The 16248-nt window shown below is 71.7% G+C and carries 17 protein-coding genes; 6 read left to right on the forward strand and 11 right to left on the reverse strand.

The annotated features are described in order from the left end of the window. Positions 1-41 precede the first annotated feature (41 nt). The 3 genes from ACZ4UU_RS27670 (at position 42) to ACZ4UU_RS27680 (ending at position 2807) form a co-directional block, all read left to right on the forward strand. Positions 42-287 carry a hypothetical protein gene (locus tag ACZ4UU_RS27670; RefSeq protein ID WP_048578995.1) on the forward strand — a complete coding sequence of 82 codons (246 nt, stop codon included), beginning with the start codon at positions 42-44 and terminating at the stop codon, positions 285-287. A gap of 3 nt (positions 288-290) precedes the next feature. After that, a complete protein-coding gene (locus ACZ4UU_RS27675) occupies positions 291-668 on the forward strand; it encodes a toxin Doc (protein WP_128435748.1) in 378 nt (125 codons plus the stop codon). Positions 669-1190: 522 nt separating this feature from the next. Continuing rightward, complete coding sequence (locus ACZ4UU_RS27680; protein WP_471906066.1) at positions 1191-2807, forward strand: ricin-type beta-trefoil lectin domain protein; 1617 nt, start codon at positions 1191-1193, stop codon at positions 2805-2807. Between the two features lie 87 nt (positions 2808-2894). Here the strand turns inward: ACZ4UU_RS27680 and ACZ4UU_RS27685 are convergent, their stop codons facing one another. From ACZ4UU_RS27685 to ACZ4UU_RS27700, 4 genes are all read right to left on the reverse strand, one after another. After that, a complete protein-coding gene (locus tag ACZ4UU_RS27685) occupies positions 2895-3905 on the reverse strand; it encodes a 2-hydroxyacid dehydrogenase (protein WP_471906067.1) in 1011 nt (336 codons plus the stop codon). Next, positions 3902-5071, reverse strand: coding sequence for a lactate 2-monooxygenase (locus tag ACZ4UU_RS27690; RefSeq protein WP_471906068.1), 1170 nt, complete (start codon positions 5069-5071; stop codon positions 3902-3904). Before ACZ4UU_RS27690 ends, ACZ4UU_RS27685 begins: the two co-directional genes overlap by 4 nt. A 73-nt stretch (positions 5072-5144) precedes the next feature. Next, positions 5145-5840 carry an alpha/beta fold hydrolase gene (locus ACZ4UU_RS27695; protein ID WP_471906069.1) on the reverse strand — a complete coding sequence of 232 codons (696 nt, stop codon included), beginning with the start codon at positions 5838-5840 and terminating at the stop codon, positions 5145-5147. 99 nt (positions 5841-5939) lie between these two features. Then, positions 5940-6491: a hypothetical protein gene (locus tag ACZ4UU_RS27700; RefSeq protein WP_471906070.1), complete on the reverse strand. Its 552-nt coding sequence runs from the start codon at positions 6489-6491 to the stop codon at positions 5940-5942. A gap of 324 nt (positions 6492-6815) precedes the next feature. On the opposite strand from ACZ4UU_RS27700, the gene ACZ4UU_RS27705 reads away from it, so the two are divergent. Next, entirely contained in the window at positions 6816-7250 is a 435-nt protein-coding gene (locus tag ACZ4UU_RS27705) for a subtilase-type protease inhibitor (protein WP_471906071.1), read from the forward strand. 181 nt (positions 7251-7431) lie between these two features. Here the strand turns inward: ACZ4UU_RS27705 and ACZ4UU_RS27710 are convergent, their stop codons facing one another. The 6 genes from ACZ4UU_RS27710 to ACZ4UU_RS27735 all read right to left on the reverse strand — a co-directional run bounded on the left by ACZ4UU_RS27710 (position 7432) and on the right by ACZ4UU_RS27735 (position 12368). Beyond that, the gene (locus ACZ4UU_RS27710) at positions 7432-7683 is read right to left on the reverse strand and encodes a CDGSH iron-sulfur domain-containing protein (protein ID WP_471906072.1); all 252 of its coding nucleotides are present in this window, start codon (positions 7681-7683) and stop codon (positions 7432-7434) included. After that, positions 7664-8341, reverse strand: a complete 678-nt coding sequence (locus ACZ4UU_RS27715) for a HemK2/MTQ2 family protein methyltransferase (protein ID WP_471906073.1) — start codon at positions 8339-8341, stop codon at positions 7664-7666. The genes ACZ4UU_RS27710 and ACZ4UU_RS27715 overlap by 20 nt, the downstream gene beginning before the upstream one ends. Next, positions 8342-9373, reverse strand: a complete 1032-nt coding sequence (locus tag ACZ4UU_RS27720) for an iron-containing redox enzyme family protein (protein WP_471906074.1) — start codon at positions 9371-9373, stop codon at positions 8342-8344. A 66-nt stretch (positions 9374-9439) separates the two neighbouring features. Beyond that, positions 9440-9622 (reverse strand): hypothetical protein, encoded by a 183-nt coding sequence (locus ACZ4UU_RS27725; RefSeq protein ID WP_471906075.1) that lies wholly within the window; start codon positions 9620-9622, stop codon positions 9440-9442. 77 nt (positions 9623-9699) lie between these two features. Then, positions 9700-10707 (reverse strand): Ppx/GppA family phosphatase, encoded by a 1008-nt coding sequence (locus tag ACZ4UU_RS27730; protein ID WP_471906076.1) that lies wholly within the window; start codon positions 10705-10707, stop codon positions 9700-9702. A gap of 155 nt (positions 10708-10862) precedes the next feature. Then, positions 10863-12368, reverse strand: a complete 1506-nt coding sequence (locus tag ACZ4UU_RS27735; RefSeq protein ID WP_471906077.1) for an MFS transporter — start codon at positions 12366-12368, stop codon at positions 10863-10865. Positions 12369-12536: 168 nt separating this feature from the next. Here ACZ4UU_RS27735 and ACZ4UU_RS27740 point away from each other — a divergent pair, with 168 nt between their 5' ends. Beyond that, on the forward strand, positions 12537-12878 hold the full coding sequence (locus ACZ4UU_RS27740) for an ArsR/SmtB family transcription factor (RefSeq protein WP_471906078.1): 342 nt from the start codon (positions 12537-12539) through the stop codon (positions 12876-12878). A gap of 5 nt (positions 12879-12883) precedes the next feature. Continuing rightward, positions 12884-13414, forward strand: a complete 531-nt coding sequence (locus tag ACZ4UU_RS27745) for an SRPBCC family protein (RefSeq protein WP_471906079.1) — start codon at positions 12884-12886, stop codon at positions 13412-13414. Positions 13415-13430: 16 nt separating this feature from the next. Here the strand turns inward: ACZ4UU_RS27745 and ACZ4UU_RS27750 are convergent, their stop codons facing one another. Beyond that, positions 13431-16247, reverse strand: coding sequence for an NHLP bacteriocin export ABC transporter permease/ATPase subunit (locus ACZ4UU_RS27750; protein ID WP_471906080.1), 2817 nt, complete (start codon positions 16245-16247; stop codon positions 13431-13433). Position 16248: the final 1 nt, after the last annotated feature.

Consider the following 16248-nt stretch of genomic DNA (forward strand, 5'->3'; position numbering starts at 1 on the left):
CACGTATTTACGCGTGAGTACCCGAGCGGTACCGTGAAGCCATGCCAGCTCTCAACGTGGAGTTCAGCGACCGCGAGCTCGAGGACCTGCGGCAGATCGCCAAGGAACGCGGTACGTCGATGAAGGCGCTCGTGCGCGAGGCCGCGGCGGCCGACATAGCCCGGCACCGGGCACTTCAGGAGGGCGCCGAGGCGTTCCGCCGGTTCTTCGCGTCGCACGCCGACGAGTTCGCGGCCGCCTTCCCGGACGACGAACCGTCCGCCAAGGGCGAGGGGCGGGCCGCCTGACCCATGGCACCCGTCATCCATATCGACGTGCCCTGGCTGCTGCAGCGCCACGAAGAGGTCCTGCCGGACCAGCCCACGATCAACGACTTCAGCGCGTTGGTCGCCGCCGTCGCCCGCCATCGCGTGGATCCGCCCCGGCTGGGCGTCGACTCCGACCCGGCCTGGCGGGCCGCCGCGCTGCTGCACACCCTGGCCCTGCTCAAGCCGCTGCCCTCGGCCAACGCCCGGTTCGCCTGCGCGTCCGCGGTGGCCTACATGTTCGTCAGCGGCGTCGGCATCGACCCGCCCTACGGCGCCCTCGTCGACCTCGCGCGCGACCTGATCTCCGGAAAGGTCGACGTGTACGGCGCGGCCGACCGGCTGCGCTCCTGGCAGATCTGAATCGGGCCGCCCCGCCACACCGCCGCCCCGGGGCGTTCCCCGTCCCCGCCGCCCTGGGGCCGCCGACCGAGGGCGGGAGGAACGGGGTCGGCGGCCCATGACGCGCAGGAGAGCCGCCGTCCCTGCGCGGGGCCTTCCGAGAGGGCCGCTTCCAGTGGACTACACGGGCGTGCGCGCCGGGGAGCGTGCGTGGTGCGGCGGCGTGGGCGTGCGTTTCACACGGGGCGCATGGAATGTCGAAAGCTCGCGCGCGTGCGGTGAGTTGCCGCCGAATCTGACTTTCTTTCAAAGGTGCGGATGTTGCCCAAGTGTCTTGTTGGCCATCCGTGTGCTGTGCAAGGGTGAACTACCGGTGGGGGGTGGAAAAGGCCGGGTCTCATGCGTTCCGTGAGGAACCGGGGCGGATGGACGTGGGCGAATTCCTGCTCCCCCCGCTCGTGCCGAAGAGGTACACACCAAGTCGCTCGGTCCTTTTCGGCGAAGGGAACTTCCGTGTCGTGAGCGTGGGAAGGAATCCGTTCAGTGCCCACCCCCCACCCCCCTCGCCCTCCTTACCCCCCGCCCGGCGGGGAACCGGAGGAATCCGACGAAGGCCTCGCCGCCCGGTTGCGGGGCCGTCCGGACGGCGAGGCGGCTCCGTCCGTCGCGCTCCTCATGGCGCGGCACTGGCAACCGGTCCACGCGTACGCGCAGATCTGCCTCGCCTCCCCGGAGACGGCCGCCGACATGGTCACCGCCGCCGCGTTCCATCAGGTCCTCGACCGCCTGGCGCTCGGTGAACCGGCCGCCGCGCTGCGCCCCCGGCTGCTCGTGGCAGTCCGGGACGCGGTCCGGCAGTGGTCGGCGGACGACCGAATAGCGGGTGTTCTGCCGGAGCTGGGGAAACCCGCGGGCGGTCGCGGTATGCGGACCGCGAAGTCCATGACGCCGGAAAATCGCAGGCTCGCCGATCGGTCATTTCAGTCGCTTCCGGGACTTGCCCGCTGTCTGCTCTGGCATACCGAGGTCGAAGCCGAGCCGTTAAGCGTGCCCGCCGGTCTGTTGGGCATGGATACCGTCACCGCCTCGGCCGCTCTCGAACAAGCGCGTGATAAATTCCGCGAAGGTTGTGTACATGCCCATCGGGAACTCGCGCCGACCAAGGATTGCCGGTTCTACAACCGCCTCCTCGACGTTCCGATTCGCCGGGGCGGGGCCTTGCTGCCGGATGTCCAGCAGCATCTGACGCAGTGCCGCTACTGCCGTAACGCCGCCGAACAACTGAGCCATTTCGAGGGCGGGTTGGGCGTGCTCATCGCCGAGGCGGTGCTCGGCTGGGGCGCGCGCCGCTACCTGGACACCAGACCGGGCCGTACGCGGTCCTCCGCACCCCGCGCCCGCGGCGCCGCCCGGCACGGCGCCGCACGACGTCACCTCATGTCCCGGATCCCCGCGCAGATCCGCCGGACACCCGGCGGCCCGCGCTCCTCGCGGACGCTGCTCACGGGCGTGGGCGTGGCCTCGGCCGGACTGGTCGCGATCATGCTCGCCGCTGGTCTGCTCTCGGACGACGACGGGGTCGACCCGGCCGCCTCCGCCACCGGCGGCAACACCGCCTCCCAGTCACCCCCCGCGGCGTCCACCTCCCCACCGGGCGCCGCCCAACTCCCCAACGCACCGCGCCGGGCCGGCTTCCGCAACGCCGAAGCCGACCTGTGTCTCGACGTCCGGGGCGAGCCGAAGGCCGGTGCCGGGACCGAGCTGGCGGAGTGCTCGGACGACGAGACCCAGCAGTGGTCGTACGAGAAGGACGGTCTGCTGCGCAGCGTGGCGGCCCCCGAGCTGTGCCTCGACTCCCACAAGGACGCCGGCGTGGTGATCCTCGGCAAGTGCGCCGACGAAGACTCCGAACGGGCCGACGACGTGCGCTACGACCTCACCGTGCAGGGCGAGTTACTGCCCCGCTGGGACAAGAGACTCGCCGTCGCCCCTACCATCGCCGACAAGTCCGCGGACATCGTGGTCAAGGTCCGCGACGACTCGGACTCCCAGCGCTGGCTGACCGACCCGTCGGCGTCGGCGAGTCCCGGGTCGCTCTCGAATGCGGAGATCGAGACGCCCGGGGTGCGGGCGGTACGGGTGAGGGAGGAGAACGCCTAGGAGGTGAGCTGGAGGTGGTGTGGTCGCGCGGGGCGACTGTTCCGGAGCCCGCCCTCGAGACCGCCGGCCTAGGGTCTGTTGTTTGGATCATGCCGACCCGAACGACAGGCCCTGGTTCACCACGTCCCGAGGTGCCTCGCCCGACAGGAAGGTCGTCACGTTCTGGACGGCTGCCAGCGCGATGCGGACCAGGGTCTCGCGGGTGACGCCGCCGGCGTGCGGGGAGAGCACCACGTTCGGGGCGCGCAGCAGGCGCAGGGCCGGGGTGGGGGGTTCGGGGTCGAAGACGTCGATGCCCGCACCGGCCACCGCGCCCTTCTCCAGCGCGTCAGCGAGGGCGTCCTGGTCGATCAGGGCGCCGCGGGCGGTGTTGATGACGAACGCCGTCGGCTTGAGGAGCGCGAGGCGCTCGGCGTCCAGCAGGTGCCGGGTCTCGTCGGTGAGCGGGGCGTGCAGGGAGACGTAGTCGGCGGTGCGCAGCAGTTCGTCGAGTGGGACGTGGCGGGCGCCGCCGAGGGCGGCCTCCGTCTCCGGGGGCTGCCGGCGGCGGCCGGCGTAGACCACGCTCATGTCGAACGCCGTCGCGCGGCGGGCGACTTCACGCCCGATCTGCCCCAGACCCACGATGCCGAGTGTCTTGCCGGACAGTTCGGTCAGGGAGTGCTGGAGCCGGGGGAGTGCCCAGTCGGCCTCGACCAGCGCGGTGTGGGCGGCGATCAGCTGCTTGGCCAGGGCGAGCATCAGGGCGAAGGTCTGCTCGGCCACGTTCTGCGCCTCGGCACCGCTGGAACCGATGTTGCACACGCTCACCCCGCGCTCGCGCGCCGCCGCCATGTCGACGTAGTCGAAGCCGTGGCTCGCGCACTGCACCAGCTCCAACTCCGGTGCGGCGGCGAGGTGTTCGGCGGTCACCGGGGCGAGCGCGGTGATCACGGCGTGCGCGGCGCGCAGCGCGACCGGGTTCTCGTCGGCCGCCTCGACGACGGTGACGTTCGCACTCCCCGGGAACAGCGTGGCGAGCCCGGCGCCGATCTCACGGCCGCCCACGTGCGGCGGGATGACGGCGAGGACGTTCTTGGTGGCGTTCGTGGCGGTCATGCGGACTCCTCGATGAGGTCGGCGGGGCCGATCGTGGCGGGAGTGGCGTGCCCGGACAGGGCGAGGGTGAGGTCGAGTTCGGCGAGCAGACAGCGGATCACGTGCTCGACGCCGGCCTGGCCGTCGAGGCCGAGCCCGTACGCGTACGGCCGTCCGACGAGCACCGCCCGCGCGCCGAGCGCGAGGGCCTTGAAGATGTCGTCGCCGGTGCGCACGCCGCTGTCGAAGAGGACGGTCAGCCGGTCGCCGACCGCCTCGACGACCCGGGGCAGGGCGTCCGCCGCGCCGACGGAGCCGGCCACCTGTCGGCCGCCGTGGTTGGAGACGACGATCCCGTCCATCCCGGCGTCGGCGGCCGCGCGGGCGTCGTCCGGGTGCAGGATGCCCTTCAGCACGATCGGGCCGTCCCAGTTCTCCCGCAGGAAGGCCAGGTCGGGCCAGGTCTTGGCGGGGTCCGAGAACATGCCGACGAAGTGCATCACGGCCGCGTTCGGATCCTCGTGCACCGGCTTGGCCAGGCCCGCCCGGAAGGCCGGGTCGGAGAAGTAGTTGGCGGTGCCCACGCCGTGCAGGAACGGCAGATACGCCTGGTCGAGGTCGCGAGGCCGCCAGGCCAGCATCGGTGTGTCCAGGGTGACGACGAGCGCGGTGAACCCGGCCGCCTTCGCCCGGCCGAGGAAACTGCGGGCCACCTCCGGGTCCTTCGGCCAGTACAGCTGGAACCAGCGCTCGGCGTCCCCCATCGCCTCCGCGACCTGCTCCATCGGGGTGCTGGACGCCGAGGAGAGGATGAACGGCACGCCCTGCGCCGCCGCGGCCCGGGCGGCCGCGCACTCCGCGTCCGGGTGCATGATCGACAGCACGCCGACGGGCGCGAGGGCCAGCGGGGCGGGCAGGGCGCGGCCCAGCACCTCGACGGACAGGTCCCGTTCGTGCACGTCCCGCAGCATGCGCGGCACGATCCTGCGGCGCCTGAGCGCCGCCCGGTTGGCGCGGGCGGTGCTGCCGTCGCCCGCGCTGCCCGCCACATAGCCGACGGGGCCGGGACCGAGGCGCTGCTCGGTCAGCTCCTCCAGCCGGGTCAGATCGGTGGGCAGCCGGGGCACGGCCCCCGTGATCCCGTTCAGATAGATCTCGTACTGGAAGTCCGCCCAGTGCTTGCCCATGCGTACGCCCCGCCTCTCGTCAGTGAGAACGCGCTGTACGCCGACCATACCGACCGGTAGGCGGGGGAGTGGATCAGGGGGAGGCCACCGACTCGTGCAGGATGCGGGCCAGTTCGTGCGGCTGGGAGAACATCGGCCAGTGGCCGGTGTCCATGGTCACCAGCTGCCAGCGGTCGCTCTTGAGGAGTTCGGCGACGTCGTCGCTCGGCTCGGGCCAGTCCAGCAGACACTTGACGTAGGTCGACGGCAACTCGGCGAGCGAACGGGGCACGACGGCCGGTTCGGTGAGCGAGGCGCCGGGGTGCGGCGTCGAGTCGCGGACGATCCGGGCGATCTGCTGGTCGGTGAGGTCCTGGTCCGCCAGGTCCTCGGCCGAGAAGGACGGCCAGAAGCCGTCGTTCCCCTCGATCGCCGCCCGCACCCCGTCGCTCGGCCAACCCCACAGGAACGACTTCCCGTCGGCCGGGACGCTCGCGTCGACGTACACCACCCGTGCCAGCCGGTCACCGATGCGCTCGGCGGCCTGCCCGACCGGTATGCCCGAGTAGCTGTGCCCGACCAGTACCACGTCCCGCAGGTCGAGACGCTCCACCTCCTCGACGATGTCCCGCACATGGGTCTGCTGCCCGGCCGGCGTGCCCCGCTTCTCGGCCAGCCCGGACAAGGTCAGCGCATGCGCCCCGTGCCCGGCCGCCCGCAACCCGGGCACCACCTCGTCCCAGGCCCACGCACCCAGCTTCGCACCCGCCACCAGAACGAATTCAGTCATGAGGGCAAGCTAGCCGACGGCACTGACAGTGCCCTCCGGCCCGTATGCGCCCGAAGTTCGGGGAAGAGCCTTCGGTGCCGGCAGCGGACGAAGCCTCCGTCACTCGGTGTCCTCGGGCGCCTCCTCCGATTCCGCGTCCGGCCCCTGCGCCCGCACCCGCTGCACGTTCTCCAGGGACTCGCGCAGTTCGGTGAGCCAGTCGTCGGTGTGTCGCTGGACCAGTCGTACGCACCAGGCGAGGGCGTCGCTGCGGCTGCGGGCGACGCCGCCTGCGATCAGGGTGTCGAGGACCTGGCGTTCGGGCTGTCGCAGCCGGGTCATCACGGGGGCGGCGACATGGGTGAACAGGGCGCGCTCGGTGCCGCACTCCACGCCCCAGGAGACCTTCCGGCGGAACCGGTGTTCGGCGTCCCGGGCCACGGCGATCCGTGCCTCCCGGGTGCGCTCCCGGAACTCCTGGATCCGGCCCTCCACGGCCGCCTCGCGCTCCGCGGCCGAGACGTCCTCGCCCAGGTGGGGTGCGGGGATGCGGCCGATCACGGTGATCTCCTCGCGGTCGACCGTCACCTCGGTCAGCTCCTCGAAGAGGTCGTCCGGCACGCGGCCGGCGAGCCAGCCGCGCAGCTTCTCTCGTTGCTCGCTCGTAATCATGTAATGACGATTACTCGGACTCTCCATGAACACAAGGGGGTACGGACGTGTCCGCCGAGGGCTCAACCGGAATGTTTCAGGCCTATTAATCAGCGTGCGAGATCCGGCCACTCGACGGCTTGGAACGATCAAGAACCGCCAAGTTCCGGCGTTGGAACGTTCGAACTCCGTTACTTCACGCCACTGATTCAATACGCAAGGTTACTGAAACACGTGGTGTCGATGTGACCTTCCGTCGCGGACTCGGCAGACTCCCGCTCGTCGCTCCGGCACCGATCGCGCCGGAGCCGGCACACCCCCGAATCAAGCGGAAGGATGCACACAATGCGGAACACCGCGCGCTGGGCAGCGACCCTCGCTCTCACGGCCACCGCCGTCTGCGGACCCCTGACCGGATCCGCCCTCGCCGCCCCGGACGCCGCCCCCGCCTCGCTCTACGCCCCGTCGGCGCTGGTGCTCACCCTGGCCCACGGCGACGACGCCACCCTGACGACGCCGGTGCGCGCCGTCACCCTGAGCTGCGCCCCGACGCCCTCGGGTACCCATCCCGATGCCGCCTCCGCGTGCGTCGAACTGCGCAGTGTGGGCGGGAACTTCGACGCCCTGAGGAGTAGAGACGGCGTGCTCTGCACCAAGCAGTACGACCCCGTGATCGTCACGGTCGACGGGGTCTGGCAGGGCCAGCGCGTGTCCTATCAGCGCACGTTCGGCAACGAGTGCGTGAAGGGCTCCTACACCACGAGCCTCTTCGCGTTCTGAGGACCGGGATCGCGGGTCCCGTGCAGTTCGGCAGCGGCTCGCGGATGGGGAGTGCGAGTGCTGCCGAGGGCCCCTTGCGATCTCGCACCGGGGGTCGGCCAGGCGGAGTGGGGCCGCCTGGCCGGCACCTCGGGACCGCCCCGGCACGTGAGGAGGCCGACTGTCCCGTGGACATCCGAAGTCAGCTGTCCCGTGGGCAGGTTGTCTCCTCCGGCGTGTTGTGCGGCGGACGGTTCTTCGCACGGTCGCGGTGGCTGGTGTCGCACCACGGGTAGCGGCGACTGCGACGACAGGTGCACAGGGCGACGCGGAAGCGGTCGGAGGCGACGACGGTGCCGTCCTCCAGCTCCACCTCGACCGGCCCCTCCACCAGGACGGGGCCCTGGCGCTGGACCTTGATCCGGCGCGGTTCGTCAGACGGGGAGTTCGGCACGGACGACCACCAGCTCTTCCCTCCGATCGGTGGCTGCCACCAGACGGCGCTCCCGCAGCCAGCCCTCGCGCGAGCGCAGCACCGGCCCGAACGGGATCACGCGACGCCGCGTCACGGACGCCTTCAGCCCCGCCCCGCGCAGGTGCGTCAGCGTCCGGTCGGGACAGCTGAGCGCCGAGTGCACGACCAGCAGGACACCGCCGGGGCGCAGCAGGGCGGGGGCCTCCCGGCAGATCCGGTCGAGGACGAGCCGTCCGTCCCGTCCGGCGTCCCAGGCGCGGGCCGCGCCACGCGGCGAGTGGGCGGACTCGGGCGCGGGCACATAGGGCGGATTGGCCAGGATGAGGTCGAACGACTGCCCCCTGACCGGGGCGAAGAGGTTGCCGTGCCGGATGTGGACCTGGCGCCGGGCCAGCCGGGCGTTCAGCCGTGCCGTGCACACCGCCCGCCAGGACACGTCCACCGCGGTCACCCGCGTACCGCGGCGCCGGGCGGCCTCGATCGCCAGCGCGCCCGAACCGGTGCCCACGTCGAGGACGGCCGCGCCGTCCGGCAGCGGCTCGTCGCGCAGGGCCCCTGCCAGCAGGTCGGTGTCTTCCTGAGGGGCGTACACGCCCGGTGGTACCAGTGTTTTCACCGGCCCCGGGTACCCCGGCATTCAGGAAATAAGGGGAATTACGGACCTAGGGCCCTGGTGCAGCGACGTCCGTCCCGCGCGCCAGGCGCCGAGCAGCCGGTCGGCGAAGCGGTCCTCCAGATGGCCGGTGACCTCGATCCCGAAGGCCACGTCCGCAGCGAGAAGCGGCTCCTCGGCGAGCAGGCCGCCGATGACCTCGTGCCGTACGACCTGTTCGTGCACCGCGTCGGCCTCGACATGCTCGTCGTAGAAGTGCTCGGCGGCGGGCCCGGCGCCCGTGCGGCGCATCGCCTCGGCCAGCCGCCGCGAGGCGGGCGACGAGGTGATCTCGACCGCGGCGAAGTGGCCGACGAGCGCTCCGCGCAACGCCCGGTGCAGACCGAGCAGGGACATCAGGTTGACCGTGGCCAGGGCCTGAGCGGTGCCCTCGTCGAGATAGTGCCCGTACGTCGTGACCAGCCCGAGGTCGGTCATCAGGTCGGCGAAGAGGCGCGCGTGGACGCGGTCGGGGCGGCCGCCGCCGTACTCGTCGAACTCCACCGCCGCCATGCCGGCCTTGGCCCTGCCCCACAGCCTCGGCAGCACCCAGGCGTGCGGATCCGCCTCCTTCAGGTGGTACAGGGAACGCTGGGCCGCGTACTCGCGTACCTGCCACAATTCGCCCTCGGCGGACAGGTAGTGGCTGACGCCGCCGCCGTCGACGGGCTCGATGAGGAGGTCGGCCAGCGCGTCCTCCACGCTGTCGCGGGCGGGGACGTCGGCGCGCAGGGCGGTCAGGAAGCGGTGCTCCAGCGCCGCGCGGACGCGGAGCAGGTCCGGGTCCCACTCGTAGGACTCGGGCACGCCGGCGAAGCCGCGGTAGTGCAGCTCGTAGCAGAGGTACAGGGCCAGCTGGAGATCGTCGCCGTAGCCGGACGCGCTCGCGACGTCCTGGCTCCGGGGTGGCGGGCCCGTACCCCGCAGATACTCCTCGACGGCGGCGGAGAGGGGGCCCCGCGCGGACGGCAGCCGGGGTCCCTGGTCTTCCCGCGCGCTGTGGACGTCGTGTGCCATGGCCGCCGAGTACCCGGGGCACGCCGGGCCACCCGCCCGGAGTGCCGCCCGGCGGCGCGTGGCCCGTCACTCGCCCTCGGACTCCTCCTGGGCCCGTTCGTTCGGGGTGATCGCCTCACCGGCCTCGCCCCTGCGTCGGCGCCGATCGGCGGAGTCGTCGGTGCGGTGGGCGGCGTCCGACATCTCCTTCAGCACCTCCTCCAGCGCCGTCTCCGGCTGTTCCTCCCGCGGCTTCCTCTCGTCGGACACGGGTCTCTCCTTCGGTCGTCGGCCAAGTCGTGCGAGGTGTGCGGGCGCCCGCGCTCGGCCCCTGCCGTCGGTGGCGGTCAGCTGGTCGCGGGCGCGATCCGCAGCGGTACCGGCTCGGCAGGGGTGGCCTCCTCGTCGAGGCGGGACACCTCCGCCCACCAGGCGGCTCCGTCCTCTATGTGCCGCAGCATGACCCCTTCGCGGATCGCCCACGGACAGATCGTGACCCCGCGCACGCCGATCAGCTTCATCGCGGTGTGCGCGACCACGGCGCCGGCCAGGCTCTGTGCGGCACGCGGGGCGGAGATGCCGGGAAGCAGGGCGCGTTCGGCGGCGGGCAGCAGACAGAGGCGGCCGACGGCCTCGCGCAGGTCCGAGCGCGCCAACTGCCGTTCCACGAACGGCCCGTGACGCCCCGCCGCCGCCCCGCATAACCGGCCCAGCTGCTGGAACGTACGCGAGGTGGCCGCCGCCGTGCGCGGGCCCTCCCAGCGGATCCGGGCCGCGACGTCCCGCAGTTGGTGGCGGACCTTGCGGCGCAGTGCGCGTACCCGCGTGGTCGTCGGCGGATCCTCGCCCTCGAAGAACTCATGGGTCAGCCGTGCCGCGCCGAGCGGCAGCGACGCCACGAAGTCGGGCAACCGGCCGCGTCCGAAGGCCACTTCGAGCGAGCCGCCGCCGATGTCCAGCAGCGCGAGCGGCCCCGACCGCCAACCCATCCACCGCCGCGCCCCGAGAAACGTCAGCTCTGCCTCCACCTCGCCCGGCAGCGTGCACAGGGGCACGCCCGTCCGCGTCCGCACGGCGCGCAGCACGTCCCGGCGGTTCGGGGCGGCGCGTACCACGGCGGTCGCGAAGGCCAGGGGTGAGGTCGCGCCCCACCGGAGCGCGGTGCGGTCCGCCGCCGAGACCGCCTGGACCAGCCGCTCGATGGCCTCCTCCGGGACGGCCTCCCCGGGTCTGACCTGTTCCGACAGCCGTAGCCGCCACTTGGCGGTGTGCACCGGAAGCGGCACCCCGCCCTCCGCATCAGCCACCACCAACCGGACCGTGTTCGACCCCACATCCACCACGCTGATTCGCATACGTCCGCGAGTACCCGTTTCCCGGTCGGGCCAACGGCGTCAGCCCCTGTGCGCCGCCCGCATGACACAAGCGCCGGACCCGGACAGGGAAGAGGGGCCACCGTCTCCCTGCGGACGGCGGCCCCTCGGACCTGGGGGTCAGGCGGTCAGGCGGCTCACATGTGGACGACCGGTGCGGCGGACTCGTCCTGCTGCGGCACGCCGGGGCGGAAGAGCACGAAGGCGATGAGGGCACCCGCGGCGAAGAAGCCCGCCGACCACCAGAAGGCGGTCGTGTAGCTCTCGATCGTCGCCTGGGCCTGCACCAGCTTGCTGGTGGCGTCCCGGCCCGACAGGTAGTCCGTGGCCGCGCTCGCGGCGAGCGTGTTCAGCAGTGCCGTACCGATCGAACCGCCCACCTGCTGCATGGCGTTGACCGTCGCCGAGGCCACGCCCGCGTCCTCGGCCGCCACTCCGCCGGTGGCCAGCTGCATCGCGGGCGGCATGACCATACCGAGGCCCGCACCGACGATGATCAGCTGCGGCAGCACCGCCGTCGCGTAGTCCGAGCCGATGCCGATCCCGGTCAGCCAGGCCATGCCGGCGGTGGCGATGGCGAAGCCCAGCGGCAGGACGACCTTGGGGCCGAGCCGTGGTACCAGGACCGTGGTGCCGACCTGCGCCATCACCATCAGCGCCGCGACCATCGGCAGGAACGCGACCCCTGTCTTCGTCGGGCTGAAGCCCAGGTTGATCTGGAGGTAGTAGGTCAGGAAGAGGAACACACCGAACATTCCGGCGCCGGTGATCAGCACCGTCAGGAAGGAGGCGGCGCGGCTGCGGTCGAGCAGGATCCGCAGGGGCAGCAGGGGGTGCGCGGCCCGGGTCTGCCACCAGGCGAACGCCGCCAGCAGCACACCGCCGGCCAGCAGGAAGCCCCAGGTCTCGGGCGAACCCCAGTCGTGCGTCTCGGCGTTGGAGAAGCCGTAGACCACGGCGAACAGTCCGGAGGCGACCAGGATCGTGCCCGGCACGTCCAGCTTGGAGTTCGCGGCGTCCCTGTGGTTACTCAGCAGCAGCCAGCCGCCGACGAAGGCGAGGGCCGCGATGGGCACGTTGACGTACAGCGTCCAGCGCCAGTCCAGGGCGTCGGTCAGCACACCGCCGAGCAGCAGGCCCACCGCGCCACCGGCACCGGCGATGGCGCCGTAGACGCTGAACGCCCTGGCCCGCTCCCGGGCGTCGGTGAACGTCGTGTTGAGCAGCGAGAGCGCGGCCGGTGCGAGCAGCGCGCCGAAGGCACCCTGGAGGGCACGTGCGATGACCAGCATCTCGAAGCCGGTCGAGGCGCCGCCCAGGACGGACGCGCCCGCGAAGCCGACGACGCCGACGAGGAAGGCGGGCTTGCGGCCGAAGAGGTCCGCTATCCGGCCACCGAGCAGCAGCAGGGAGGCGAACGCGAGCGCGTAGGCGGTGACGACCCACTGCCGGTTGCCGTCGGAGAAGCCGAGGTCGGCCTGGGCCGAGGGCAGGGCGATGTTCACGATCGTGGCGTCCAGGACCACCATCAGCTGCGCGACGGCGATGATCGCGAGGATCCACCACCGCTTCGCCGAGGCGGCCGCGGACGGCGCCTCGACGGCGCCCGCAGGGGCGCGGTCCGTCAGGGTCTTCTGGGGCATCGGGACTCAACTCCAGGGAAAGCCGGGCGAAGGTAATGAGTACGTAAACGAAACGGTTTCGTTCACTTCGCAAGAGGTTAGACCCTCGCGGGCGAAACGGCAACGTTTCGAAACGGACCCGGCTCGTATCCCTTGACCGGCATATAACTGCCGAGGCATATTGGCTCCATGGCCGACGCCTCGCTCTGGACCGCCCTCGCCGATCCGCATCGACGGGCCATCGTCGCGCTGCTTCTGCGGCGGCCCTTGCCCGTCGGGGAGATCGTGGAGGCGTGCGGGCTGAGCCAGCCCGGCACCTCCAAGCACCTCAAGGTGCTGAGGGAGGCGGGCCTGGTGCGGGTCCGGCAGGACGGGCAGCGCCGCGTCTACGCTCTGGAGCCCGCCCCCATCGCCGAACTCGACGCCTGGCTGGCCCCGTACCGCAGGCTCTGGAACACGAGCCTGGACGAACTGGGCCGCCGACTCGACGAGGCGTCGGACGATCCCGAGGAACCCGTCACGAAGGACTGATCCCCATGACCGCCGACCTCACCGGCACCTACCTCATCCTGGACGACGGCCGCCCGGCCGTCCGCTTCAGCCGGACCTACGACCATGCCGTCGAGCGCGTCTGGCGATTCGTGACCGACGTCGACGAACTCGCCCACTGGTTCCCCTCCCGCGCCGAGATCGAGCTGCGCCCCGGCGGCACGATCAGGTTCGGCGGCGACCCGAACATGGCGGACTCCACGGGCCGGGTCATCGCGGTCGACGAGCCGCGCCACCTCTCCTTCGAGTGGGGCGGCGACGAACTGCACTTCGACCTGGAGGCCCTTGACGAGGGACGCACGCGATTCACCCTCACCAACGTCCTCGGCGCCGAGAACACCGCCGCCCGCAACAGCGCCGGCTGGGAGGTCTGCCTGACCGCCCTCGACGCCCACGCGCGCGGGGAACGTTTCGAGGGGCCGCACGCCGGGGCCGAGGCGCCGTGGAAGGGGCTCTACGACGGCTATGTCGCCGCCGGTTTCCCCTCCGGCGCCCCGATCCCGGGCGTGGACGCCTGACGGATCGGCCTGACGGTCAGGCCATCTGGCGTCGCACCAGCTCGTGCAGGCGCCCGCCCGTGTCCGCGAGCAGCTGCGCCGGAGGCCCCTGCTGAGCCACCTTGCCGTCCTCCATCACGATCACGCGGTCGGCGTCCAGCACCGTGGACAGGCGGTGCGCGATGACGATGCGGGTGGCGTTGAGGGCCTTGGTGGACTCGATGACCGTGCGCTGCGTCTCGTTGTCGAGGGCGCTGGTCGCCTCGTCGAAGAAGAGGATGCGCGGGCGGCGGATCAGCGCCTGGGCGATCATCAGCCGCTGCCGCTGACCGCCGGAGATCGCGCCGCTGCCCGAGACGATGGTGTGCAGCCCCATGGGCATCCGCTTGATGTCCTCGGCGAGCCCCGCCATCTCGGCCGCCGCCATCGCCTCCTCCGGCGTGTACGGCTCGGTGCCGCAGATGACGTCCAGGATGGACCCGGTGAACGGCTGGGCGTGCTGGAGCACCACCCCGCACTGCCGCCGTACGGCCGACTGGTCCAGCGCCGACAGGTCCTGGCCGTCGTACAGCACACTGCCCGAGACCGGCCTGTCGAAGCCGATCAGCAGCCTGAGCAGTGTCGACTTGCCGCAGCCGCTGGGGCCGACGATCGCCACGAACTCGCCCGACCCGACGTCGAAGGACACGTCGTCGAGGACCAGGGGGCCGTCGTCGGAGTACCGGAAGGACAGCCGGCGCGCCTCGATCGCCCCGGTCAGCGGGCCCGGCCGGGTGCTCGCCGTGCGCACCTCCGGCGTGGCCTGAAGCACCGGCTTGATCTCCTCGAACAGCGGCAGCGCGGCCACCGCCGACACGAACGAGCCGGTCAGCTGGGTGACCGAGGTCAGCAGCATCGTCACCGAGGTGTTGAAGGTGAGGAACGCGGCCGCCGACATCGTCCCGCGCGCCGGACCCGCCAGCAGCATGAACATCAGCAGCGTGCATACCGGCAGATAGACCGCGCCCATCACCGTGGTGAGGTTCTTGATCCGCCCCACCCGCTGCTGGAGCTCACGGCTGCGCGCGAACTGTGACGCCCAGGAGGCGTACGCGTAGTTCTCGGCCGCCGCGACCCGCAGCTTCGGTAGCCCGCGCAGCGTCTGGAACGCCTGGTTGTTCAGCTTGTTGCTGAGCACCACCAGCCGCCGCTGCCAGCGCACCTGCCACAGCCCGAGCCCCAGGAACACGGCCGCGATGACGACGAGCATGCCGATCGCCGCCATGGCCATCGGCACGCTGTACCAGAACAGCAACGCCAGATTCATCGCGCCGACCGTCACCGACGACGCGACGACCGGGCCGACTCCGGCCATCAGGCGGCGGATCGCGCTGATGCCCATGGCCTGGCTCGCCAGCTCGCCGGTCGAGCGCTCGGTGAAGAACTTCGTGGGCAGCCGCAGCAGCCTGTCCCACAGGGCCGGTTGCAGCGTCGCCTCGATCCGGCCCTCAAGACGCAGGATCGTCAGGTTCTGCAGCAGCATGAAGGCCGCCGCCACGACACTGCTGATCATCACGGCCAGACAGAACTGCACGATCAGCCCGGTCTGCGCCTTCGGCACGAACTCGCCGAGCACCTTGCCGGTCGCGATCGGGACCAGCGCGCCGATCGCGACGGTGATCAGACCACTGATCAGGAGGTTGGTCAGATCCCCGCGGGTGCCCCGCATGCTGAACCGCAGCAGCCTCAGCGGGCTCAACGCGCGGTCGGGCAACGGCCGGTAGAACATCACCGCACGCGGCTCGAACTCCTCCGCGTTGGCCTTCTCGATCGGCGTCTCACGGCCGGTCGCCGGATGCACGGCCACATAGCCGCCGCGCCGCCACAGCAGCGCGACCGGCGCACCGGACAGCGCCCGGTGACCGACCAGCGGTCCCACGTTGTCCCGCCACCATCGCCCGTCCAGCCGTACGGCCCGGGTGCGCACCCGGGAGGCGATGGCCACCCGCTCGACCGGGTCGAGCCGGTCGCTCTCGGTGCCGCTCTGCGCCGGCTCGGCCAGCGTGATCCCGGCTGCCTCGGCGACCAGCTTGCAGGCCGCGTGACTCGCGTCCGCGTCGGCGGCCGTCGTCCGCTTGTCGCCGCGCTTGCCGATGGACGCCAGCAGCGTCCGGTCGGCCTGCGCGCGCACCGCCTCGCCGGCCTTGATGCCCTCGGCGGTGCGTGACTCGTGGGTGCGCTCAAGCTGCTCGATCCAGCGGTCCAGCGTGGTCAGCAGCCGGTACTGCTGGTCGACCATGGACTGCCAGACCGCAGGGTCCATCAGCAGGTCGGCGGCCGCCTCCGCGCCGTACAGCGAGCCGTACTGCACGCTGCCGGGCGGCACCTGCATCCAGAAGACGTCGTCGTCCGTCACCTCGGCCGCCCGCTCGGTGGCCATCGGTGCCTGGAAGAGGATGGAGAGGCTGCGGCCGACGCCCAGGGCGAGGGCGTACTCCAGGGGGCTCGTCTGCGGCGGTACGTACTGCGGGTTGCCGTACTCGTCGTAGGACCAGGTCTGCGTGTTCGCGGGCTGGTACAGCTCGCGCAGCCCTATTCGGTGTACGACGCAGTCCCTGAGCGGTCGCGCCACCAGCGTGTGCTGCGGTCCCGCGACCGGGCCGAGCAGCAACGAGCCCGCCTCCAGGCGGCCCAGGTGGTGCCAGTGGCCCTGCTGCCCGGCGTCGACCGCGAACAGGTCCACCGCACCGGACGCGACCAGCCACAGCACCTGCGGGCCTTCGAGGTCGAGCCGGTTGTGCCCGGCGCAGTCGATGCGCGTGCCCATCTGCCCGAGCGCGTTGAGAACGAGGTCACCCTCGTGGACGGAGGTCATC

It is taken from the genome of Streptomyces sp. NPDC028907, assembly GCF_055564995.1.